This is a genomic window from Shinella sp. (assembly GCF_049651085.1).
GTDB lineage: Bacteria > Pseudomonadota > Alphaproteobacteria > Rhizobiales > Rhizobiaceae > Shinella.
Genome location: NZ_JBASBL010000033.1, coordinates 43,098 through 66,571, shown reverse-complemented (window position 1 = coordinate 66,571; position 23,474 = coordinate 43,098). Strand labels below are relative to the sequence as shown.

Below are 23,474 nucleotides of genomic sequence, written 5' to 3'. Positions count from 1 at the left end.
TGCAAAGCGCTGATTCACGTGAAACGCTATTAGTTAACGCGATCCAACAGGAGCCGAAAACGTATGAACATCGTTCGCACAGCCATGCTGCTCGCCGTCATGACGGCGCTTTTCATGGGCGTGGGCCTGCTCATCGGCGGCAAGGGCGGCATGATGATCGCGCTGCTCGTCGCGATTGCCATGAACTTCTTTTCCTACTGGAATTCCGACCGGATGGTGCTGTCCATGTATGGCGCCAAGGAGGTCGATGAACGCTCCGCGCCGGAATATTACGGTATCGTGCGCGATCTTTCCAAGCGCGCGGGCCTGCCCATGCCGCGCGTCTATGTCATCAACAACGAGCAGCCGAACGCCTTTGCGACCGGCCGCAATCCGCAGAACGCCGCCGTTGCCGCCTCGACCGGCCTTCTTCAGGCACTGAGCTATGAAGAGGTGGCAGGCGTGATGGCGCATGAGCTCGCCCATATCCAGAACCGCGACACGCTGACCATGACGTTGACGGCGACGATCGCCGGCGCGATTTCCATGCTTGCCAATTTCGCTATGTTCTTCGGCGGCAGCGGCAATCGCGAAAACAACAATCCGCTGGGTTTCATCGGCGTGCTGATCGCGATGATCGTCGCGCCTTTCGCCGCCATGCTGGTGCAGATGGCCATCAGCCGGACGCGTGAATACTCCGCCGACAAGCGCGGCGCGGAAATCTGCGGCAACCCGCTGTGGCTTGCATCGGCGCTCAAGAAGATCGCTGTCGCCGCCGGCCGCATTCCCAACGATGCCGCAGAGCACAATCCGGCGACTGCACATATGTTCATCATCAATCCGCTCTCGGGCGAGCGCATGGACAACCTGTTTTCGACCCATCCGAACACGGAGAACCGCATCGCCGCGCTACAGGAAATGGCTCGCGGCATGCAGGCGCGCTCGACGGAACCGGTCCGGGCTGATAATCCGTCACGCAAATCGCGCTCCGTTCCGACGACGGGCTGGGGACGCGGTGGTTCCGAACCACCCAAGGGTCCCTGGTCTTGAGCGACGACAGAAAACACAGAACACATCCGAAACGACATCGTGACGGCAGAGGCGGAAAGCCTGCGGAAGCCGACGCGAACATGCCGGAAAAGCCGGGTCTGCGTGCCCGGCAGGCGGCCGCCAAGATTCTCGCCGCGGTCGTCGACCGCAGGACGCCGCTTGACGGCATGCTGGATCTCGAGAACGGCAACCCGGCCTATCGCCAGCTCAACGATGCCGACCGGGCGCTTGTGCGCGCGATTCTCAACACGGCGCTGCGTCACCTCCCGCGCATCGAAGCGATTCTTGATACGCTGGTCGGCACGCCGCTGCCGGACGGCGCGCGGGCGCTGCACCATGTCCTGACGGTTGCCGCCGCGCAGATCCTCTATCTCGACGTGCCGGATCATTCCGCGGTCGACCTTGCGGTCGAGCAGGCCCAGATCGATCCGCGTAATCGCCGTTTCGCGAGCCTCACCAATGCCGTTTTGCGCCGGCTTTCACGCGAAAAGGCGTCGCACCTCACGGCAAGCCGTGCGATCTCGGTCATTCCCGGCTGGTTCGAGGCGCGGCTCGTCGCCATCTACGGCAAGGAGCATGCGGCGCGCATCGGCGAAGCCCTGCTCGAAACCTCCACCATCGATCTCACCGTCAAGTCCGACCCGCAGGGCTGGGCCGCACGGCTCGGCGGGCTTGTCCTGCCGACCGGCTCCGTGCGCCTGCCCACCGCGTCCGGCGCCATTCCGGCGCTTGAAGGCTTCGATGCGGGCGAATGGTGGGTGCAGGATGCGGCAGCCAGTATTCCGGCAAAGCTGTTCGGCGATCTTGCCGGCAAGCGTGTTGCCGATCTTTGCGCCGCCCCCGGCGGCAAGACCGCGCAGCTTGCACTGGCCGGGGCGGACGTCACCGCTCTCGACCAGTCCGGCAACCGCCTGAAGCGGCTTGTCGGCAATCTCGACCGTCTCGGCCTGTCGGCGACGGCCGTGGAAGCGAACATGGCGGACTACAAGCCCGCCGAGCTTTTCGACGCCATTCTGCTCGATGCGCCCTGCTCCTCGACCGGCACGATCCGCCGTCACCCGGACGTGCTCTGGACCAAGGGGCCGGAAGACATCGAAAAGCTCGCGCGCCTGCAGGAGCGCCTGCTGCGCCATGCGCTGACGCTGGTGAAACCGGGCGGCGAACTGGTCTTTTCCAACTGCTCGCTCGATCCGAGCGAGGGCGAGGAGATGATTTCGCGCGTTCTCGCCGATAATCCCACCTGGCGGATCGCACCCGTCGACCCGGCCGACTGGCCGGGGCTCGAGACGGCGATCACACCGCTTGGCGAATTCCGCACTACCCCGGCCATGTTGCCGCCGACGGCGACCCATGCCGGTGGAATGGACGGCTTCTACGCCGTTCGGCTGACGAATGGCGGATAAGGAAAATCAGGGCCGTCACGCTCATCAACAGTCCATAAGCGGCGATGAATTGACGCCGCTCGTCTCCTCGGCCTACCTATAGGTCTGGAGGCATTTGTTAATCATGCAGCTTTCCGACCGTCAGCGGCTTTCCTATCTGTATTTGCGTGAGGGTTGGCGCCGGTTCTCTCGAAGGCTTGCCTTGGGCCGAATCAGCGCCATGCGCTTTTCCGGTGGCACGCCCGACCGGTTGATCGTTGCGCCGACCGACCTCCACCCCGCGGATTCCTTTGCCGGCGAAGAAATTACCGCCGGCCGCTTTCCGCTGGCGGGCCGCATCCTCGAATGCGAGGGCGAATCACCTTTCGCGCTGGAGCTTCCCTCGGAGGAATTCGCCGGCCGTCTGCATTCCTTCGGCTGGCTGCGCCACATGCGGCTGGTGGATCCGGACCGGGCGGCGCTGACCTCGCGCTTCATCGTGGATGACTGGCTGCAAAGCCATGGGCGCGTCATCGGCGGTCTCGCCTGGCGGCCGGATGTCACCGCCAAGCGCATCATTGCGTGGCTTTCGCACTCGCCGGTTGTGCTGAAGGATGCCGATTATCCCTTCTACCGCCGCTTCCTGAAGAGCCTCGCCTTCCAGGTGCGCTATCTGCGCCATGTGGCGGACACGACCCGCGACGGCGAGCAGCGGTTGCGCGTGCGCATCGCGCTTGCCATGGCGTCCATCGCCATGCCGGCCTCGCCTTCCAAGATGCGCAAGGCCGCGCGCCATCTCGGCGAGGAACTCGACCGGCAGATCCTGCCCGACGGCGGTCATTGCTCGCGCAATCCGCGCGCGGCCCTCGACCTGCTGCTTGACCTGCTGCCGCTGCGCCAGACCTATGTCAATCTCGGCCACGACATGCCGGCACAGCTTATTGCCTGCATCGACCGCATCTATCCCGCGCTGCGCTTCTTCCGGCATCAGGGTGGCGAACTCGCGCTGTTCAACGGCGCGACCTATACGATGGCGACCGAACTGATGTCGGCCCTGCGCTACGACGAGACTGGCGGCGCGCCGTTCAAGGCCCTTCCCTCGATCAACTACGATCGTCTGGCGGTGCAGGAAACGGTCGTGCTGATGGATACGGGCCTGCAGAAGTCCGTAGATCTGTCCTCGACCGCTTCATCCGGCACGCTGTCGATTGAAATGTCGTCCGGCAAGAACCGGTTCATCGTCAATTCCGGCCGGCCGCGTTTTGCCGGCGAAGCGATGCGGCAGATGTCGCGCATGACGGCGGCCCATTCCGTCGCGACGCTGAACGACACGTCGTCGTCGCGCATTTCGACCTCCCGTTTCCTAGGGCCGATCATCATCGGCGGCGTCAGCAAAGTGGACGTCTCGCGCATCGAGCGCGAGTCGGGCGCCGACGGCGTGACGGCGATCCATGACGGCTACCTGAAGCGCTTCGGCCTGCTCTACGAGCGGGATATTCACGTTGCGGCCTCCGGCAGCGAGATTCGCGGGCGCGAACACTTCTACAGGCCCGGCAATCCGGATGGGCCGGTCGATCAGGGAACGGCGGTGGTGCGTTTCCACATCCATCCCGCCATCCAGCTCTACCGCGTTTCCGCCAATGAAACGCGGCTCGTGGCGTCCGATGGCGAGGCCTGGGCGCTGACCTGCCTCGATGTATCCGTCGAGGAGGAAGAGGACGTCTTCTTCGCCGACCCGTCCGGCGTGCGTGCTTCGCGGCAGCTGACGCTGACCATGCGGCTTGCCGAAATGCCGGAAGTTCAGTGGTTGCTGGCGCGTCAACGCTGAATTCCGGGCGTTTCGCGGTTTTCTCCGGGCAGCGCCTGTGATAACGGGGCGCATGACCATCCGGCCCCTCCTCCCGGGCCGTCAGAACGGAGCGCCCCCCATGGCCGTTATTTCCAAGAAAATCCCCGCCCCCGACCGCGTCACCGTGCGCACGGCACTGCTCTCGGTGTCCGACAAGGCCGGCATTGTCGACCTCGCCAGGGCTCTTGTCGAAAAAGGCGTGCGGCTGCTGTCGACCGGCGGCACGCACAAGGCGCTCAGCGATGCCGGGCTTGCCGTAACGGACGTCTCGGAAGTCACCGGCTTTCCGGAAATCATGGATGGCCGGGTCAAGACGCTGCATCCCTCGGTCCATGGCGGCCTGCTGGCGATCCGTGACGATGCCGAGCATGTCGAGGCAATGAAGGCGCACGGCATCGGCGCGATCGACCTCACGATCATCAACCTCTACCCGTTCGAGGAAGTCCGCGCCAAGGGCGGCGACTATCCCACCACCGTCGAGAATATCGATATTGGCGGACCGGCGATGATCCGCGCCTCCGCCAAGAACCATGCCTATGTGACGATCGTGACCGACCCTGCCGATTATCCGGCTCTGCTGGAGGAACTGGCGGACGGTTCGACCGCCTACGCATTCCGCCAGCGCATGGCGGCGAAGGCCTATGCCCGCACCGCGGCCTATGATGCGGCGATCTCCAACTGGTTTGCCGAAGCGCTCGATATCGCCATGCCGCGTCATCGCGTGCTGGGCGGCGTCCTGAAGGAAGAAATGCGCTACGGCGAAAATCCGCACCAGAAGGCGGGTTTCTACGTCACCGGCGAGAACCGCCCGGGCGTGGCAACGGCCACCTTGCTGCAGGGCAAGCAGCTTTCCTACAACAATATCAACGATACGGACGCTGCTTTCGAGCTGGTCGCCGAGTTCCTGCCGGAGAACGGCCCGGCCTGCGCGATCATCAAGCATGCCAATCCCTGCGGCGTTGCCACCGGCAAGACGCTGAAGGATGCCTATGCACGGGCGCTCGCCTGCGACCCGGTTTCGGCCTTCGGCGGCATTATCGCGCTCAATTCGACGCTCGATGGCGAGACGGCGGAGGAGATCGTCAAGCTCTTCACCGAGGTCATCATCGCGCCGGATGCGGATGAACAAGCCCGGGCGATCATTGCCGGCAAGCCCAACCTGCGCCTGCTCGTCACCGGCGCCCTGCCCGATCCGCGCGTTCCCGGCCTTTCCGCCAAGACCGTTTCGGGCGGCCTGCTCGTCCAGAGCCGCGACAACGGCATGGTCGAGGATCTGGAGCTGAAGGTCGTCACGAAGCGCGCGCCGACGGCGCAGGAGCTTATCGACATGAAGTTCGCCTTCAAGGTCGCCAAGCACGTCAAGTCGAATGCCGTGGTCTATGCCAAGGACGGCCAGACGGCGGGCATCGGCGCCGGCCAGATGAGCCGCGTCGATTCCGCCCGTATCGCCGGCCTGAAGGCCGAGGAAGCCGCCAAGGCGATGGGCCTTGCCGAGCCGCTGACGCGCGGCTCCGCGGTCGCCTCCGAAGCCTTCCTGCCGTTTGCTGACGGCCTGCTCTCGGCCATTGCCGCCGGCGCAACGGCGGTCATCCAGCCGGGTGGCTCGATGCGCGATGCGGAGGTGATTGCGGCGGCCGACGAGGCCGGCGTCGCCATGGTCTTCACCGGCATGCGCCATTTCAGGCACTAAACCTTACCCGGATTCTCCCCGGAATCGAAACGCCCCGCTTGCGGGGCGTTTTGCGTTTCAGGCTTCCACTTTGGCGGCGGGATAGGGCGTGCGCAGCAAAAGCAGGAAGCCGACGACGAGAAAGATGATGAGGGCCATCATGCCGATGCGCGCCGAACCGGTGGCCGTGGTAATGAGCGCGACGGAGAGCGGGGCGAGGAAGGACGTGGCTCGGCCCGACAGGGCGTAGAGGCCGAAATAGCGGCCCGCTTCGTCGGGGTGGATGCTCTGGGCGAGGTAGGAGCGCGCCGATGCCTGCACCGGGCCGAAGGCGACGCCGATCAGGAGGCCGTAGAGGATATAGGCCTTCTCCGCCGCCGTGCCGAACAGGCCGCCGGAATCGGCGACCGGCAGGGGGATAAGCCCGAACAGCGTGAAACCGGGCCCTGTGGACACGATGCCGACGGTCGCGATGGTCAGGCAGATGAGGCTGATGATGACGACGGTCTTCGAGCCGAGGCGCTTGTCCAGCCGGCTGGCATAGAGGCAGCCGCCGATCGCCACGACATTGAGGATGATGCCGTAGATGCCGAGTTCAAAGGTCCGCCAGGCGAACATGCCGGCGGCGAAGGTGCCGCCGAGCGCCAGCAGGCCGTTGACCCCATCCTGATAGATCATGCGGGCGACAAGGAAGCGCAGAATACCGGGCTTGCTGCGCAGGTCACGAAGCGCGGCGGAAAGGTCGGCAAAGCCGGCGCGCACGGCAGCGGCGATCGGCAACCCCTTGCTCTGGTCGGGCGTGAAGAAAAACATCGGCAGGATGAAGACGAGATACCACAGCGCCGAGATCGGGCCGGTGATGCGTGCATCCTCGCCGGTTGCCGGGTCGAGGCCGAAGAGCGGGGCGATGCCGATGGCGGTCTTGCCCGTCTCGGGATTGGCCGCGAGCAGCGCCACGACGGCGATCAGCACGATCATGCCGCCGAGATAGCCAAGGCCCCAGGCGATATTGGAAATGCGGCCCGTATCCTCGGGCCTGACGAGCCGCGGCATCATCGAATCGTTGAAGACGATGGAGAACTCGGCCGCCACGGTCGCAAGCACGATCATTGCCATGGCGAAGGGCAGGCTGCTGCCGGGGGCGGCGAACCACAGGGTGGCGAGCGACAGGATCTTGATCATCGCAAAGGCGGCGATCCAGGGTTTTCGCGCGCCGGAGGCGTCGGCGATCGAGCCCATGATCGGGGCGAGCAATGCGATCGCGATGCCGGCGATGCTGAGCGTATAGCTCCAGGCGGCCTGGCCGGCGGCATGGTCCTCGGTGAGGCGCGAGACGAGATAGGGGCCAAAAATAAACGTCGTGATGACGGTGAAGAAAGGTTGGGCCGCCCAGTCGAACAGCATCCAGCCCGCTATGCCGCGGCGGCTGACCTGCGGCTCCCGGCTTTGCGCGACACGCGTCATTGCCCCTCCTTGCATATGGGCAACGACCATGCGCCCGTCCTCAGCCGGCTAACGGAATTTTGCCCCGTCAGCCGGCAGGGACTGTCTCATTTCGCCCTTTCCTGTGCAAGGTCGCTCAGGATGCCGGCTGCGACGCTGACCTTGGCGAGGGTTGCCTCGCCCGCTTCCGTCAGAGCGGAAAGGTTCGCCGTTACGCGGGAAAGCCGCTCTTTCTCGGCCTGCTGCCAGGCGGCGAGCGGGGCCTTCTCGCCCTTGTGGCGGGTCAGGACGGCGCTCGCCAGATCGCGGCGGGCATTGGCGATGTCGGTCAGGCTTCGCTGCAGGGCGAGCGCCTCGTAGAGATCGCCGGTCGGAATATTGCCCGCGGCGGAAAGCAGTCGGCCGATATTCAGCGCCGAGCTGATGCCGGCGAAGGTCTGCGCCGTCTTGCCGAGCGAATCGCCGGTCGCGCCCGCAATCAGCATGACCTCCGGCACGAAGGTCAGCATCGAGAGCGTGGCGATTTCCGTCGCAAGGTCGCCGGGTACGCCCTCGTCCTCATAGGCATGCGCCTTGCGGCGGGCTTCGTCGCCGGCCGCTTCCGAAATCAGCGTCGCAAGGTTCGGGCGAAGCTGCTTCAGCGCCTGCCTCAGCCTGTGCACCGCCTGGTCCATCGGGCCGGAGACGGCGCCCGTCGTCAGAAGCAGGCCGGTGACGGTGGCGTAGATGCGGCCGATCTCCTCGTAGAGTTCGTTCTGCACCGAGCCCGCAACCACATTGTCCAGTGCATCCACGCCGGCATAGAGCGCCGAAAGGCCATAGCCGTCGCGGGCGATGATGGCGGCCTTCACCGCTTCTGCCGGGCCGAAGCCTGTGCCGTCGGTCAGTGCATTGACGAAGGCCGGGCCGCCGCGGTTGATCGCCTCGTTGGCGAGGATCGTCGCGATGATCTCGCGGCGCAGGCGGTGCGCGCGGATATCGTCCCCATAGGCCTTCTGCATCTTCGCCGGGAAATAGCTCATGAGCGTCGGTTCGAAATAGGGCTCGTCCGGCAGGTCGGTGTGGATGAGCTCATCGAACAGCACCAGCTTGGCATAGGAGAGCAGCACGCCGATCTCCGGCCGCGTCAGCGGCTTGCCGGCCTGATAGCGCTCGGCCATCGTCCGGTCGTCCGGCAGGGTCTCCACCTTGCGGTTGAGCTGGCCGGCGGCCTCGAAACGGTCCATCAGGCGCGTCAGCGGTGCGCGATTGGCCGCGCCCTGCTTTTCCGTCAGCGAGATCGCCAGCGATTGCAGGTAGTTGTTGCGCAGCACCAGATGGGCCACCTCGTCGGTCATCGAGGCGAGCAGCACGTTTCGCTTGGCGCGGGTCAGCCGTTCGTCGCGCATGGCCGAGGCGAGCGCGATCTTGATGTTGACCTCTACGTCCGACGAGTTCACGCCGGCCGAATTGTCTATGGCGTCGGAATTGTTGCGTCCGCCCTTGAGGCCGAAGGCGATACGACCGCGCTGGGTGACGCCGAGATTGGCGCCCTCGCCGATCACCTTGGCGCGCACGTCTTCGCCGACGATACGGATCGCGTCATTGGCGCGGTCGCCGACTTCCGCATCGGTCTCGTTCTGGCCGCGGATATAGGTGCCGATGCCGCCGAACCACAGAAGATCGACCGGTGCCTTGAGGATCGCCGTCATGACCTCGGACGGCGTTGCCTTCGGCTTGTCGATACCGATCACGGCCATCGCTTCCGGTGTCAGGGTCACGGATTTTTCCGCGCGCGAGATGATCATCGCACCCTTGGAAAGGACCGAGCGGTCATAGTCCTGCCAGCTCGAGCGCGGCAGGTTGAACAGGCGTCGACGCTCGGCGAAGGACGTATCGGTATCCGGCGACGGATCGATGAAGATGTCCCGGTGATCGAAGGCCGCGACGAGCCTGATCTTGCGCGACAGCAGCATGCCGTTGCCGAAGACGTCGCCGGACATGTCGCCGACGCCGGCGACGCTGAAGGGCGTCTTCTGGATGTCGATGTTCATTTCGCGGAAGTGGCGCTTGACGGTCTCCCAGGCGCCGCGGGCGGTGATGCCCATCTTCTTGTGGTCGTAGCCGGCCGAGCCGCCCGACGCGAAGGCGTCGTCGAGCCAGAAGCCGGCTTCCTGGGCAAGGCCGTTCGCCGTGTCGGAGAAGGTTGCGGTGCCCTTGTCGGCGGCGACGACGAAATAGGGATCGTCACCGTCGATGCGCACCGTATCGGCCGGCGGCACGATGTCCTGCCCGACGATGTTGTCGGTGACGGAAAGCATGGTGCGGATGAAGGTCTTGTAGGCTTCGGTTCCGGCTTTGAAGACGGCGTCACGGCTGCCGCCGACGGGAAGCTGCTTGGGATAGAAGCCGCCCTTGGCGCCGACCGGTACGATGACCGAGTTCTTCACCTGCTGGGCCTTGACGAGGCCGAGCACTTCCGTGCGGTAGTCCTGGGCGCGGTCCGACCAGCGAAGTCCGCCGCGGGCGACCTTGCCGAAGCGCAGGTGCACGCCCTCCACCTCGGCGCCATAGACGAAGATTTCGCGGAAGGGGTGCGGTTCCGGCAGCCCGTCGAGGGCCTTGGGATCGAGCTTGATCGCCAGTGTCCTGCGGGGCTTGCCGTCCGCATCGCGCTGGAAATAGTTGGTCCGCAGCGTCGCCTCGATGGCATTGACGTAGCGGCGCAGCATGCGGTCCTCGTCGAGGCTCGGCACCTTTGCCAGCGCCTCTTCGATGGCCGCCGCGACATCGGCGGACTTCTTCTCGCGCTGGCGCTCGGAAAGCTTCGGGTCGAGACGGGTGTCGAACAGGCGGAAGAGGTCTGCGGCGATGGCAGGATACTTGTTCAGCGTATCGGCGATGTAGCCTTGCGAATAGGCGATGCCCGTCTGGCGCAGGTAGCGCGAATAGGTGCGCAGCGCCATGATCTCGCGGGCCGAGACGCCGGCAGTCAGGATGAGGCGGTTCAGCGCATCGTCATCCACCTCGCCGTGCCAGGCTGCCAGGAAGGCCTCCTCCAGCATCGGGCTCAGCTTGGCGAGGTTGATCTCGAGACCGTCGCGGTGCCGCAGTTCCATGTCATGCAGGATGACGCGGCGCTCGCCGCCGTCGAGGCCCACGACCGTCAGGTCATGCGTCTGCTCGCTGATGACGCTGAAGCCGAGATTTTCAAGCAGCGGCACGCGGCGCGACAGCGAGACGGGCTCGCCCGCATGGAAGATCTTCAGCTCGACCGAGCCGAGGTCCGTGTTCCAGGCCTTGCGATAGAAGGCGATGGTGATCGGGTTCTCGGCCGTTGCCGTGGTGATGAGGGTGAGGTCCGCATTGGCTTCGGCGGGGGTGAAATCTTCCTGGTAGCTGCGGTCGGTGACCAGCCGCACGCCCTCCGCATTGGAGAGCGCTTCGAAGCGATCCGTCCAGCGCGTTGCGATATCGCGCACGGCCTGTTCGAGCTTGCCCTGCGCAATACGTGGCGTCTTGCCGCCTGAACGGCCGATGATGAAGTGCACGCGGGCAAGCCCGCCCTCCGGGAAAGCCGGATAATAGGCCGAGACGCGGCCGTCATAAGCCGATTTCAGATAGTTGCCGATCTTTTCGCGGACATCGGAATCATACTGTTCACGCGGCACGTAGACGATGACCGAGACGAAGCGATCGAAACGGTCGATGCGCGGCAATACGCGGATGCGCGGCCGGTCGGACAGTTCGTTGATCTGTTCGCAGAAGCTGGCGAGCAGGCCGGTGTCGATCTGGAAGAGATCGTCGCGCGGATAGGACTCCAGCGTATTGATCAGCATCTTGCCGGAATGGCTCTTCGGATCGAAACCGAAATGCTCGATGACCGTCTCGGCCTTCGAGCGCAGCAGCGGGATCTGGCTGGCGGCATGGGTATAGGCGGTGGAGGTGAAGAGGCCGACGATGCGCAGCTCGCCGATCACCTTGCCCTTCTCGTCGAACCGCTTGAGGCCGACATAGTCCATATAGGCACGGCGGTGCACGACGGATTTCACATTGGCCTTGGTGACGATCAGGAAATCCGGGCCTTCGAGGAATTCGAGGATTTCGGGCGTCGTCGTCACGGCGTCCTTGCCGAGGCGCAGTACCCGCACATCAGGATCGGAGAGGATGCCGAGGCCTTCACCGCCGCGTTCCACGGTCGCGCTCTCGCCCTTGCCGGAATAGCTGTATTCTCGCATTCCGAGGAAGGTGAAATTGTTGGCGCGCAGCCAGGTGAGGAAGGCGAGCGCCTCGTCCTTTTCGGCCTTTGCCTTGGAGTAGCGTTCCATGTCGGCCATGGCGCTGTCGAGCTTGTCCACCATGGCGTGCCAGTCGTCGACGGCGAGATGGACCTGATCGAGCACGTTGTTCATTCGTTCGACGAGCGAGGCGGCCTCGGCCGGCGAAAGCTCGGAAAGATGAATCTCGATATGGCTGACCCGGTGCGCGGGATCGCTCTCCTCGTCCGGGGAGAAAAGTTTCGGGGCTTCGCCCGGCGTCACGACGAGGATCGGGTGGATTGCAAGGTGGATGTCGCGATAGGTGCTCGTCACCTCGCCCATAACCGAATCGTAGAGGAAGGGCTGGTTACGGTCCGTGACGGAAAGCACGCTGACAGGCTGGCCCTTGGGTTTTACGCCGGGCAACGTTGTAACGGTGACGCGCGGCTGGGTGCCGTCCCAGGCCTCGATCTCGGCCAGCGCGTGGGCGGCGGCAACCGCCAGCATTTCGCCGGTATAGTGCTCGATATCGTCCTTGCTGGCGCGCCCGAAAAGGATATCGGGGTTGAGCGTTTTTGCCCCGAGGGCAGCTGCTGCGGCCATTGCCGCCTCGATGTGTTTTCCCCGCTTCACGTTGGTCCTCGCACCCATGGAATTCTCCTCGAAACCGATCGGCCGGACGTTAGCAGAAGAAAAAAGGCGCGCGACGAAATTTGTGAAATTACGAGAAAATTCAATCGATTTTGTCCGGAATAGGTCAGTTTTACTGTCGTTTTGACATGAATTTCGTGCTTTTTCGTCGAAAAGCAGCCAAAAACCGTCCGGGACGGCTCAAATCCGTCTTGCGGGTGGAGGGCAATCAGAGGGCGGGCGTTGACAGGAAAAGACCCCCTTGCCATCACGTCGGGGGAAGCGAAGGGAGCCGGTTATGAACGACAGCGACAAGGGCGCGGTCATCGTCATTTCGAGCCATGTCGTGCGGGGCGCCGTCGGCAATCGTGCTGCGGTCTTCGCGCTGGAGACGCTTGGCCATCCGGTCTGGGCGCTGCCGACCGTCGTCCTGCCCTGGCATCCCGGCCATGGCCCGGCAAGGCGGGTCGCGATTTCGGCCGATGATTTCGATGCGATCATTTCCGATCTTATCCGCGCGCCCTGGCGCGGCGAGGTGAAGGCGGTGCTCTCCGGCTATCTCGGCAGTGCGGGGCAGGCCCGCTCCGTCGCGCGGCTCGTCGAAAGCCTTCGCGTCGACAATCCCGATCTTCTCTATATGTGCGATCCGGTCTGCGGCGACGAGAGGGGTCTCTACGTGCCGGAGGAAACGGCGGTGGCGATCCGCGACAGCCTGATCCCGCTTGCATCCGTCGCGACGCCGAACCGGTTCGAGCTGGCCTGGCTGGTCGGCGCGCCGCTGGAGACGAATGCCGCGATCATGGATGCGGCCCTGTCGCTGGGCCCGGCCCGCATGCTCGTGACGTCCTCGCTGCCGCTCCTGGCCGGCAGCACGGGCAATCTCTACCTGTCGGGCCGCAATGCGCTGCTTGCCGAGCACCGGCTCGTGCCAAACCCGCCGAATGGCACTGGCGACCTGCTGGCGGCGATCTTCCTTTCGCGGCTGATGGAAGGCGTGCCGGAAGAGCGGGCGCTGATGACGTCCACCGCCAGTGTCTTCGAGATCGTCGCGCGCACCGCCAAGCGCGGTGCCGACGAGCTGACGCTGGAACAGGATGCGGCCAGCATCTCGACGCCGATGGCCATGGTGCAGATGCGGCGGCTTGTTCATCCCGCCCAAACACGTCGATCGTGATAGGCGATCCTGACGGATCCGATCTTGCGTCATGCCTTTCGGAGTGGTTTATGCAAAACTGGATGGGGCCTCATCCGGTAGATCGTTCCCACGAGGTATTCCGAACCATGAACCGCTTTCCCGACCGCCTTCTGAATGGCTACCGCAATTTCATGTCCGGCCGCTATGCCGAGCAGTCGGCCCGCTACCGGGCATTGGCCGAGACCGGCCAGAAACCGAAGACACTGGTGATTGCCTGTTGCGACTCCCGCGCCGCGCCGGAGACAATCTTCGACAGTGGCCCGGGCGAACTTTTCGTCGTGCGAAACGTCGCCAATCTCGTGCCGCCCTATGAGCCGGACGGCCAGTTCCACGCGACATCGGCGGCCCTTGAATTCGCCGTTCAGTCGCTGAAGGTCAGCGACATCGTGGTGATGGGCCACGGCCGATGCGGCGGCATTTCCGCTGCGCTCGACCCGGATGCCGAACCGCTGTCGCCCGGCGATTTCATCGGCAAGTGGATGGGCATGCTGAAGCCGGTCGCCGAGCAGATACAGGGTGCCGAGATTCTCACGCAGGCAGAACGTCAACGCGCGCTGGAGCGCGTCTCCATCCGCAACTCGCTCGCCAATCTCAGGACGTTTCCCTGCGTGCGCATCCTCGAGGAAAAGGGCCGGGTACAACTGCACGGCACCTGGTTCGATATTTCGACCGGCGAACTCTGGATCATGGACGCCAAGACCGGCGATTTCGTCCGGCCGGGCGCGTAGAAAAACAACCACGCACGCCTGCTGAAACTGCTGCAAGAAAAAACCCGGTGCGACAGGTCGCACCGGGTTTTTCGTGGTTCAAGTGTGCCCGGCGATCAATTGCCGTCGATTTCCGCACCGATGATGGCGATTGCCTGCTGGTAGACGCTGGCCGCGTTCCAGCCCTGAATTGCGCCGAAATTGGCCTGGCCCGGCTGGTAACCGCCGCCGGCGTTCCAGCCGTGACCGCGCAGGAAGTTTGCGGTAGAGGCGAGCGCATCGGCCTTCGAGCCGACGAGATCGATGCGGCCGTTGCCGTCGCCGTCGACGCCGTATTTCAGGACGTTTGCCGGCAGGAACTGCGTCTGGCCGATTTCGCCATGCGCCGCGCCGCGCGCCGAGGTGCTGAGCGTGCCGTTCTGTACGAGCTGCAGCGCCGCATAGAGCTGATTGGTGAAGAATTCCGAGCGACGGCAGTCATAGGCGAGCGTTGCGACGGCCGAAACGGTGTGTTCCTTGCCGAGGAAGCCGCCGAAGCCGGTTTCCATGCCCCAGATCGCCAGAAGCGGACCGGCCGGCACGCCATAGCGGCTTTCGATGCGCTTGAAGAGGGCCGCATTCTGTTGCTTCAGGCTCTTGCCGCGACGGATGATCGCCTGGCCGCCACGCTTCTGCATGAACTGGTCGAGCGAGAGCTTGAAGCTCTTCTGGCCGCGGTCGGCGCGGATCGTGGCGCGGGCATAGCTGACATTGCCGAAAGCCTTGTCCAGCGTCGAGCGGCTGATGCCGCGGCCGGCCGCCTCATCCTTGAATGCTTCCACCCAGGCCGGAAAGCCGCTCGCATCGTTGCCGCACTTGGCAGCTTCTGCCACCGCCGGCACCGCTGCCGTGGCGATCATTGCGGCCAGCACCTTGGCCACGCTCTTTGTCATGCCCATGAAAAACCCCGTAATCTTTATCGTGTTCCGCTGCGGGAGCATGGCATGCTCCCCTGTTCCTGTCACCGCATCACGCCGTGAACCGCTCCGGTTCGAAGCGAAGTCCCGATTGCTCTCAGACGGAACAATCGGGACTTTTATTTAAAGTCGGTTAACGGAACGTTGCCACTTTTCATCAAAATGCGGAAACGTTCCGATTGTCTTCTTGCCGTTACGGCTCAGGCGGCCTGCTTCTTCGCCTTGATCAGGCCCCGGGCGACGAGCAGTTCCGCGATCTGGATGGTGTTGAGCGCGGCGCCCTTGCGCAGGTTGTCGGAGACGATCCACATGTTGAGGCCGTTTTCGACCGTGGCGTCCTCGCGGATGCGCGAGATGTAGGTGGCGTCTTCACCGGCCGATTCGTACGGGGTGATGTAGCCGCCGTTCTCGTGCTTGTCGATGACCTGGCAACCCGGCGCCTCGCGCAGGATCTCGCGGGCTTCGTCCGCCGTGATTTCCTTTTCGAACTCGATGTTGACCGATTCGGAGTGACCGATGAAGACGGGCACGCGAACAGCCGTGCAGGTCACCTTGATCTTGGGGTCGAGCATCTTCTTGGTCTCAGCCAGAACCTTCCACTCTTCCTTCGTGTAGCCGTCTTCCATGAAGCTGTCGATGTGCGGAATGACGTTGAAGGCGATGCGCTTGGTGAACAGCTTCGATTCGATCGGATCAGCGACGAAGACGGCGCGGGTCTGGTTGAAGAGCTCGTCCATGCCATCCTTGCCGGCGCCGGAGACGGACTGGTAGGTCGAGACGACGATGCGCTTGATCGTGGCGCGGTCATGCAGCGGCTTCAGCGCGACGACGAGCTGAGCGGTCGAGCAATTCGGGTTGGCGATGATGTTCTTGCGGCTGAACAGCGAGATGGCGTCCGGGTTCACTTCCGGAACGATCAGCGGAACGTCGGCGTCGTAGCGCCAGGCCGAGGAGTTGTCGATGACGACGCAGCCCTGCGCGCCGATCTTCGGCGAATACTTTTGCGAAATCGTGCCGCCGGCGGACATCAGGCAGATGTCGGTGTCGGAGAAATCGTAGTTTTCGAGGTTCTGGACCTTCAGCGTCTTGTCGCCGAAGGACACTTCGGTGCCGATCGAGCGGCTGGATGCGAGCGCCACGACTTCATCGGCCGGGAAGCCGCGTTCGGCCAGGATGTTCAGCATCTCGCGGCCGACATTGCCGGTCGCGCCGGCGATTGCGATCTTGAAACCCATATCTAAAGCTCTCTTTCTCTGTCTCTCCGCGGGTCAGGAGGGGAAACCCGCCGGCCTCGACGCGGGTTTCGGTCCCCGGCCATACCGGGGAGAGAGCGGTGGGCCAGAGACGTCAGACGGTTTTCGTCGTCGTTTTGGCCGTTGTTTTGGAAATCGATACGCCATGGTAAACCCGTCCGGCGTTGAAGGCCGGAGCGATCATGCGGGCGATGGACAGTCCAAAGCGATACATGGCGGTTCCCTTGCGTGCGTGCTGAATACGCTCATCTCGCGAAGAGTCAAGCGTTCCGTGGCAGAACGGGTGTTTCGGCCCTGCCCGGCGCCTTCGACCTAAGTCTTACGCCAAAAGACATAAGCCCAAAGCAGCGCTGATGTCACAAAGCGTTTTCTGCCATCCTTTCACAAGGCGCACCCCGTCCGGCGTTTTAGGGAGAAACTCCGGACTGTCATGGGCTGCCCGACACGCCGTTTTGTGGAGGACAAACAAATGGCAAATGTTTCGACGGTGGGCGACGCCAAGGCGGCACCCATGACGAGCGAGCAGAAGAAGGTGATCTTCGCCTCTTCGCTCGGCACTGTTTTCGAATGGTACGATTTCTATCTTTACGGTTCGCTGGCGATCTATATCGGCGCGACCTTCTTCAGCCAGTATCCGGAAACGACGCGCAATATCTTCGCGCTGCTCGCCTTCGCTGCGGGCTTCCTCGTGCGCCCGTTCGGCGCGCTGGTCTTCGGCCGCCTGGGTGACCTTGTCGGGCGTAAGTACACCTTCCTCGTCACCATTCTCATCATGGGCTTCTCGACCTTCCTCGTGGGTCTCCTGCCCGGCGCCGCCACCATCGGCATCGCTGCCCCGATCATCCTCGTGCTGCTGCGCATGCTGCAGGGCCTGGCGCTCGGCGGTGAGTATGGCGGTGCTGCGACCTATGTGGCGGAACACGCTCCGAAGGGCCGTCGCGGTTACTTCACCTCGTGGATACAGACGACGGCGACGCTCGGCCTGTTCATGTCACTGGTGGTCATCCTCGCGGTGCAGTTCCTGCTCGGCAAGGAAGCTTTCGCCGCCTGGGGCTGGCGCATTCCGTTCCTGCTTTCGGCATTCCTGCTCGGCGTTTCCGTCTGGATCCGCTTGAAGATGAATGAATCGCCGGCCTTCGCGAAGATGAAGGAAGAGGGCAAGGGCTCCAAGGCCCCGCTGACCGAAGCCTTCGGCCAGTGGCGCAATGCCAAGATCGCATTGCTCGCCCTGTTCGGCGCTGTCGTCGGCCAGGCCGTCGTCTGGTATTCCGGCCAGTTCTACGCCCTGTTCTTCCTGACGGGCGTGCTGAAGGTCGATGGCCAGTCGGCGAACATCATGGTCGCCATCGCGCTGCTTCTCGGCACCGGCTTCTTCGTCTTCTTCGGCTGGCTGTCGGACAAGATCGGCCGCAAGCCGATCATCATGGCCGGCCTGCTGCTCGCCATGCTCACCTACTTCCCGCTGTTCAAGGCCTTGACCTGGGCCGGTAATCCGGCGCTGGCACAGGCACAGGCAACGATCCGCGCGACCGTTACCGCCGCTCCGGGCGACTGCAAGTTCCAGTTCAACCCGACCGGCACGGCGAAATTCACCACGTCGTGCGATATCGCCACGTCGTTCCTTACGCAGAACTCCGTACCCTATGACGTCGTCACGACGGCGCCGGCCGGAACCGCTGCAACGGTGAAGATCGGCGATGAGACGGTCACGAGCTACGACGCCATCGCCGCCGGCGACCAGGCCAAGGGGCTTGACGCGGCCTTCCGCAAGGGTATCAACATCGCCCTCCACGACGGCGGTTATCCGCTGGTTCGCGGTGCCGCGAAGGTTCCCGACAGCAAGCTCGACGCTTTCGTTGCAGCCAATCCGGAACTTGCGCTCGATGCCGCCGCTATTCGCGCCGGCGAGAAGGCGACCATGCCGTCTGCCGACCTGGTTACGGCCAAGCTGCTGACGGCCGATGAAGCCGCCGGCGTCACGGACATGGCTGTCTACACGGTCGACAAGGGCGGCGCCTTCACCATGGTCGCCGATCCGGCTGCCGTGAACTGGACCACGATCATCGCGGTTCTGACGGTCCTCGTGATCTACGTCACGATGGTCTACGGCCCGATTGCGGCCCTGCTGGTCGAACTCTTCCCGACCCGTATCCGCTACACCGGCATGTCGCTGCCCTATCACATCGGCAACGGCTGGTTCGGTGGTCTGCTTCCGGCAACGGCCTTCGCGATGAGCGCGGCCCAGGGCGATATCTACTACGGTCTCTGGTACCCGATCGTCTTCGCTGGCATCACGCTCGTCATCGGCATTCTCTTCCTGCCGGAAACGAAGGACCGCGACATCAACACCATGGATTGATCATCCCCCTTCCGATGAGTTCATGGTGACCCGGCTCGTGGCAACACGGGCCGGGTTTTATTGTGGCTTGTTCTGCGCCATGGATTTCGGCCGTGGCCAGCCGTGCGCGTCGAGGCGGAAAAGCCAGTCCTTTCGGGCAAAGACACAGGCCAGGGCAACGGCCGTCCAGAGGCCGAGCAGCAGGCCTGCGGCAACGTCGCTCGGATAATGTGCCCCGACAATGACGCGCGAGACGCCGATCATCAGCGCGCCGACGAGGAAGAGCGGCCGCAGACGCGGCGCCAGCATGGAGAAGGCGCCGAAAAAGGCGCCGACGGCCGCCGAATGGCCGGAGGGAAAGCTGGAATAGAGATCGTCATAGGCAAAGGGCGTCAGGCTGTAGGCGCCGTGCTCGGCAAAAAGCGCGGGCCTTGCCCGGCCGACGATCAGTTTGAACAGGTGGACGAGCGCACTCGTCGCACCGATCGTCACGAAGAAGTAGAGCGACAATCGTAGCGCCGTTCCGGCACGGCCCGTCATCGTCTCGTTGCGGCTGACCCGCTGGACGATATAGGCGGCAATGATGAGGAGGCCGGAGCTGTAGATCATCCAGGCGAAGGTGCCGAAATCCGTGATGCGTGCGTTGAAGCTGACGATTGCGCCCGGCAGGCCTTGCGCGCGCTGCGACAGCACCGGGTCGAATGGAACGAGGGCCGTGACGAGCAGGACGGTGGCGGCGAGGATCCAGAAGAGGGAGGCGGCGTGCGGTCGGTTCATGGTCGTCCTTCGAAAACGCGGTGTTTCCCATGTGTTGGCGAGCGCCGGCATTTCAAGGGACCGAAACGAAAAAGGCTCCCGGAGCGCTTGCGCCGGGAGCCTTTTCAGTCACGTCGCCTGTGTCAGGCGGAGAGCTTGCGGAAGGCGGCAAGGATCGCGTCGCCCATCTCGGTGGTGCCGACCTGGCGGCTGCCGTCGGACATGATGTCGCCAGTGCGGATGCCGCTGTCGAGGACGTCGGCGATCGCCTTTTCTAGGTTGTCGGCTTCCTTGACCATGTTGAACGAGTAGCGCAGGCACATGGCGAAGGAGGCGATCATGGCGATCGGATTGGCGATGCCCTTGCCGGCAATGTCCGGTGCCGAGCCGTGCACGGGCTCGTAGAGCGCCTTGCGCTGGCCCTTGGCGTCCGGTGCGCCAAGCGAGGCGGACGGCAGCATGCCGAGCGAGCCGGTCAGCATGGCGGCGACGTCGGAGAGCATGTCGCCGAACAGGTTGTCCGTCACGATGACGTCGAACTGCTTCGGCGCACGAACGAGCTGCATGCCGCCGGCATCCGCCAGCATGTGCTCGAGCCCGACGTCGGAATAGCTGCGCTTGTGCGTTTCCGTCACGACCTGGTTCCACAGCACGCCGGACTTCATGACGTTGCGCTTTTCCATCGAGCAGACGCGGTTGCCGCGTGTGCGGGCGAGTTCGAAGGCGACGCCAGCGATGCGTTCGATCTCGTAGGTGTCGTAGACCTGCGTGTCGATGCCGCGCTTCTGGCCGTTGCCGAGATCGACGATCTCCTTCGGCTCGCCGAAATAGACGCCGCCCGTCAATTCGCGCACGATCAGGATGTCGAGGCCTTCGACGAGCTCGGCCTTGAGCGACGAGGCGTTTGCGAGCGCCGGGTAGCAGATTGCCGGACGCAGGTTTGCAAAGAGCTTCAGGTCCTTGCGCAGACGCAGCAGGCCCGCTTCCGGGCGCACCTCGTAAGGAACGTCATCCCACTTCGGGCCGCCGACGGCGCCGAACAGCACGGCGTCCGCCGCAAGCGCCTTTTCCATGTCGCCTTCGGAGATGGCCGCGCCATGGGCGTCATAGGCCGAACCGCCGACGAGGCCTTCGTCGGTTTCAAAGCCGGCGCCGAGCTCGGCGTTCATATAGGCGATGATCTTGCGGACTTCCGCCATGGCTTCCGGGCCGATGCCGTCGCCGGGCAGGAGAAGAAGGTTGCGCACTGTCATGGAATTTTCCTTGATGTACCAAGTGTCACGGAAGGGTTGGGCGCTTCTTAGCGCAACTTCCGTTCAAGGAAAATCGCCGGGAAGAAAGAATTTTGCGTCGCGGCGGCTTCACCGGTTCGCTGCGCCCTGTCTGGTTCCCGCTGAAACCGTCCTAGGAGCGGCGCAGTGCCGTAACCTCGATCTCGATCAGCATTTCCGGGCGGATGAGGTCGCAGACGATCATGGTGGCGGCGGGGCGGATCGAGCCGAACGTTTCGCCGAGGATCGGGAAGACGCGGTCGGCAAAGGCTGCTTCGGTCACGTAGTAGTGGCAGCGCACGGCATCGGCGAAGGAAAAGCCTGCGTCTTGCAGAACCTTGCCGATGGTGGCGAGGCAGTTGCGCGTCTGCGCTTCGACGCTTTCGGGCATGGTCATGGTGGCATAGTCGTAACCGGTCGTGCCGGAAACGAAGCACCAGTCGCCCTGGACGACGGCGCGCGAATAGCCCGCCGTCGTTTCGAAGGGAGAGCCGGACGAGATCAGCCGGCGCACGAATTTACGCCCAGGGACGCGAAGACGCGTTGGTCTTCTCGAAGCTGTCGATCGAAGCCGCCTTTTCCAGCGTCAGGCCGATATCGTCGAGGCCGTTGAGCAGGCAGTGGCGGCGGAAGGCGTCGATCTCGAAGCCGATGCGGCCGCCATCGGGACCGGTGATTTCCTGGGCTTCCAGGTCGACGGTCAGGACGGCATTGGAGCCGCGGCTGGCGTCGTCCATCAGCTTGTCCAGGTCTTCCTGGCTGACGACGATCGGCAGGATGCCGTTCTTGAAGCAGTTGTTGTAGAAGATGTCCGCAAAGCTGGTGGAAATGACGCAGCGGATGCCGAAATCGAGCAGCGCCCACGGGGCGTGCTCGCGCGAGGAGCCGCAGCCGAAATTGTCGCCGGCAACGAGGATCGAGGCGTTCTGGTAGGCGGGCTTGTTCAGCACGAAGTCTTCGTTGACGCTGCCGTCATCATGAAAACGGGCTTCGGCGAAGAGGCCCTTGCCGAGACCCGTGCGCTTGATCGTCTTCAGGTAGTCCTTCGGAATGATCATGTCCGTGTCGATGTTGACAACGGGAAGCGGCGCGGCGACGCCGGTCAGCTTGACGAACTTTTCCATGGCGAGGACCCTCGAAATACGGTGCTATCGGTTCGGCCAAGCGTTTAGATCAGTTTCCCCGGAATTTGAAGGAGAATCTTCACGAAAGCGGGCCGGAGAACGCAAAAGCCGGGCGCTGCGCGCGCCCGGTGTTCCTTCCTGGAAGGAATTAGACCTAGAGGTCGATGATCGTGCCGCGCCCGTCGTTCCAGATGCGCGGTTCGCGCTGCTGGCCGGGGGGCGTGCGGTCGTTGCGCGCGCGCGCCGTTGCCCGGATCGGGCTCGGCTGGAGCTTGCCGGCAAGCATGCTGCCGAGCATCAGCACGGCGACGATGCCGGCGATGGCAAGACCGATGGAGGCGGCGAAGAGGAAGGTCGCGCCTGCGATCAGCATGGTGAAGACGGTAAAGACGATAGAGCGGATGCGCTGCATTGATTTGCCCTTTCTGTGAACAACAATGTGGGGGGCGATTTTGTCCATTGCAAGGCCGAACTTCGTAGTGCTTGCGGGCTGCGTCAAAGAGCGGCACAAGGGATGGATGAACAGGACACCGCACCATCATCCGCTTCGCCTGCGCCGCTCGGTGCTGAGCGTTCCTGCCGCAAATGCCCGGGCGCTCGCCAAATCCGCCCTGCTCGATTGCGATGCGATCATCTTCGACCTGGAAGATTCCGTCCTGCCCGAAAAGAAGGCGGAGGCGCGGGCTGCCCTCATCGAACATTTCAAGACGCTCGACCGGTCGTCTGGCTGCGAGCATGTCATCCGCATCAACCCGATCGACGGACCGGACGGCGTGCTCGACCTCGAGGCGGTGCTCGACTGCATGCCGGATGCGGTATTGCTGCCGAAGGTCTGCGAGCCGCAGGACGTGCTCACTGTCGCCGATTGGTTTTCGGAGGCGGGCACTGACGACGGCCTGCGGCTCTGGGCAATGATCGAAACGGCGGCTGGCCTTCTCAACGTTGCCCCGCTCGCCGAGACGGGCCGCACCCATGGCGGCCGGCTCGACTGCTTCGTCGTCGGCCTCAACGATCTGCGCAAGGAAACCGGCATCGCCGACATTCCCGGCCGCCCCTTCCTCGTGCCCCTGCTGCTGCAGGTCGTGGTGGCGGCGCGCGCCGCCGGGCTCGATGTCATCGACGCCGTCTTCAACGATTTTTCCGATACGGACGGGCTTGAGGCCGAGTGCCGGCAGGGCCGCCATATGGGATTCGACGGCAAGATGCTGATCCATCCGGCACAGATCGCCGCCGCCAACGCGGCCTATGGCGTGACGGAAGCCGAGGGGGCCGAGGCGCTCGCGATCGTCGCCGCTTTCGCCGCGCCGGAAAATGCCGGCAAGGCCGTCGTCAATCTTGCTGGCCGCATGGTCGAAAAACTCCATGCCGAACAGGCCGGGCGTCTCCTCGCCAAGGCTGACCTGATCAACGAGCGAAAGAAGAAAGCATGAAAGTCTACCGTTTCCTGACCGCCCCTGACGATGCCTCGTTCTGCCACAAGGTGACGCTGGCGCTGAACAAGGGCTGGGAGCTGCACGGCTCGCCGAGCTATGCCTACAATGCCGAAGCCGGAATCATGCAGTGCGGCCAGGCGGTCGTGAAGGATGTTCCGGGCAAGGAATACACGCCGGATATCAAGCTTTCCGAACAATAGGCTCGAAAACAGGCGCGGCGGG

The 23,474-nt window shown here is 63.8% G+C and carries 18 protein-coding genes; 9 read left to right on the top strand and 9 right to left on the bottom strand.

From position 1 onward, the window contains the following. Positions 1-63 precede the first annotated feature (63 nt). The 4 genes from htpX to purH all read left to right on the top strand — a co-directional run bounded on the left by htpX (position 64) and on the right by purH (position 5,929). Positions 64-1,029, top strand: a complete 966-nt coding sequence (gene htpX / locus WA950_RS22695) for a zinc metalloprotease HtpX (RefSeq protein ID WP_424554010.1) — start codon at positions 64-66, stop codon at positions 1,027-1,029. Further along, positions 1,026-2,432, top strand: coding sequence for an RsmB/NOP family class I SAM-dependent RNA methyltransferase (locus tag WA950_RS22690; RefSeq protein ID WP_424554009.1), 1,407 nt, complete (start codon positions 1,026-1,028; stop codon positions 2,430-2,432). Before htpX ends, WA950_RS22690 begins: the two co-directional genes overlap by 4 nt. Positions 2,433-2,535: 103 nt before the next feature. After that, positions 2,536-4,218 carry a heparinase II/III family protein gene (locus WA950_RS22685; protein WP_424554008.1) on the top strand — a complete coding sequence of 561 codons (1,683 nt, stop codon included), beginning with the start codon at positions 2,536-2,538 and terminating at the stop codon, positions 4,216-4,218. Between the two features lie 100 nt (positions 4,219-4,318). After that, entirely contained in the window at positions 4,319-5,929 is a 1,611-nt protein-coding gene (purH, locus tag WA950_RS22680; RefSeq protein WP_424554007.1) for a bifunctional phosphoribosylaminoimidazolecarboxamide formyltransferase/IMP cyclohydrolase, read from the top strand. 57 nt (positions 5,930-5,986) lie between these two features. On the opposite strand, the gene WA950_RS22675 is transcribed toward purH, so the two are convergent. Together WA950_RS22675 and WA950_RS22670 are read right to left on the bottom strand one after the other, a co-directional pair. After that, complete coding sequence (locus WA950_RS22675; RefSeq protein ID WP_424554006.1) at positions 5,987-7,372, bottom strand: MFS transporter; 1,386 nt, start codon at positions 7,370-7,372, stop codon at positions 5,987-5,989. Positions 7,373-7,458: 86 nt separating this feature from the next. Continuing rightward, positions 7,459-12,240, bottom strand: a complete 4,782-nt coding sequence (locus WA950_RS22670; RefSeq protein ID WP_424554005.1) for an NAD-glutamate dehydrogenase — start codon at positions 12,238-12,240, stop codon at positions 7,459-7,461. 277 nt (positions 12,241-12,517) lie between these two features. Between WA950_RS22670 and pdxY the strand changes: the two genes are divergently transcribed. Continuing rightward, the gene (gene pdxY, locus WA950_RS22665; protein ID WP_424554004.1) at positions 12,518-13,393 is read left to right on the top strand and encodes a pyridoxal kinase PdxY; all 876 of its coding nucleotides are present in this window, start codon (positions 12,518-12,520) and stop codon (positions 13,391-13,393) included. Positions 13,394-13,500: 107 nt separating this feature from the next. Further along, a complete protein-coding gene (locus tag WA950_RS22660) occupies positions 13,501-14,142 on the top strand; it encodes a carbonic anhydrase (protein WP_424554003.1) in 642 nt (213 codons plus the stop codon). A gap of 95 nt (positions 14,143-14,237) precedes the next feature. Here WA950_RS22660 and WA950_RS22655 read toward each other — a convergent pair whose 3' ends face one another. Together WA950_RS22655 and WA950_RS22650 are read right to left on the bottom strand one after the other, a co-directional pair. Next, positions 14,238-15,059, bottom strand: coding sequence for a lytic murein transglycosylase (locus WA950_RS22655; protein ID WP_424554002.1), 822 nt, complete (start codon positions 15,057-15,059; stop codon positions 14,238-14,240). Between the two features lie 218 nt (positions 15,060-15,277). After that, positions 15,278-16,312, bottom strand: a complete 1,035-nt coding sequence (locus WA950_RS22650; protein ID WP_424554001.1) for an aspartate-semialdehyde dehydrogenase — start codon at positions 16,310-16,312, stop codon at positions 15,278-15,280. A 487-nt stretch (positions 16,313-16,799) separates the two neighbouring features. On the opposite strand from WA950_RS22650, the gene WA950_RS22645 reads away from it, so the two are divergent. Further along, positions 16,800-18,689, top strand: a complete 1,890-nt coding sequence (locus WA950_RS22645) for an MFS transporter (RefSeq protein WP_424554000.1) — start codon at positions 16,800-16,802, stop codon at positions 18,687-18,689. Between the two features lie 57 nt (positions 18,690-18,746). Here the strand turns inward: WA950_RS22645 and WA950_RS22640 are convergent, their stop codons facing one another. From WA950_RS22640 to WA950_RS22620, 5 genes are all read right to left on the bottom strand, one after another. Further along, entirely contained in the window at positions 18,747-19,445 is a 699-nt protein-coding gene (locus WA950_RS22640; protein ID WP_424553999.1) for a phosphatase PAP2 family protein, read from the bottom strand. A gap of 122 nt (positions 19,446-19,567) precedes the next feature. Beyond that, complete coding sequence (leuB, locus tag WA950_RS22635; RefSeq protein WP_424553998.1) at positions 19,568-20,677, bottom strand: 3-isopropylmalate dehydrogenase; 1,110 nt, start codon at positions 20,675-20,677, stop codon at positions 19,568-19,570. 151 nt (positions 20,678-20,828) lie between these two features. After that, entirely contained in the window at positions 20,829-21,209 is a 381-nt protein-coding gene (locus WA950_RS22630) for a RidA family protein (protein ID WP_424553997.1), read from the bottom strand. A gap of 4 nt (positions 21,210-21,213) precedes the next feature. Next, complete coding sequence (leuD, locus tag WA950_RS22625; RefSeq protein ID WP_424553996.1) at positions 21,214-21,819, bottom strand: 3-isopropylmalate dehydratase small subunit; 606 nt, start codon at positions 21,817-21,819, stop codon at positions 21,214-21,216. Between the two features lie 154 nt (positions 21,820-21,973). Further along, on the bottom strand, positions 21,974-22,231 hold the full coding sequence (locus tag WA950_RS22620; protein ID WP_424553995.1) for a hypothetical protein: 258 nt from the start codon (positions 22,229-22,231) through the stop codon (positions 21,974-21,976). A gap of 106 nt (positions 22,232-22,337) precedes the next feature. Between WA950_RS22620 and WA950_RS22615 the strand changes: the two genes are divergently transcribed. Both WA950_RS22615 and WA950_RS22610 read left to right on the top strand, forming a co-directional pair. Further along, positions 22,338-23,249: an HpcH/HpaI aldolase/citrate lyase family protein gene (locus WA950_RS22615; RefSeq protein ID WP_424553994.1), complete on the top strand. Its 912-nt coding sequence runs from the start codon at positions 22,338-22,340 to the stop codon at positions 23,247-23,249. Continuing rightward, positions 23,246-23,452 carry a DUF1737 domain-containing protein gene (locus tag WA950_RS22610; RefSeq protein WP_424553993.1) on the top strand — a complete coding sequence of 69 codons (207 nt, stop codon included), beginning with the start codon at positions 23,246-23,248 and terminating at the stop codon, positions 23,450-23,452. The genes WA950_RS22615 and WA950_RS22610 overlap by 4 nt, the downstream gene beginning before the upstream one ends. Positions 23,453-23,474: the final 22 nt, after the last annotated feature.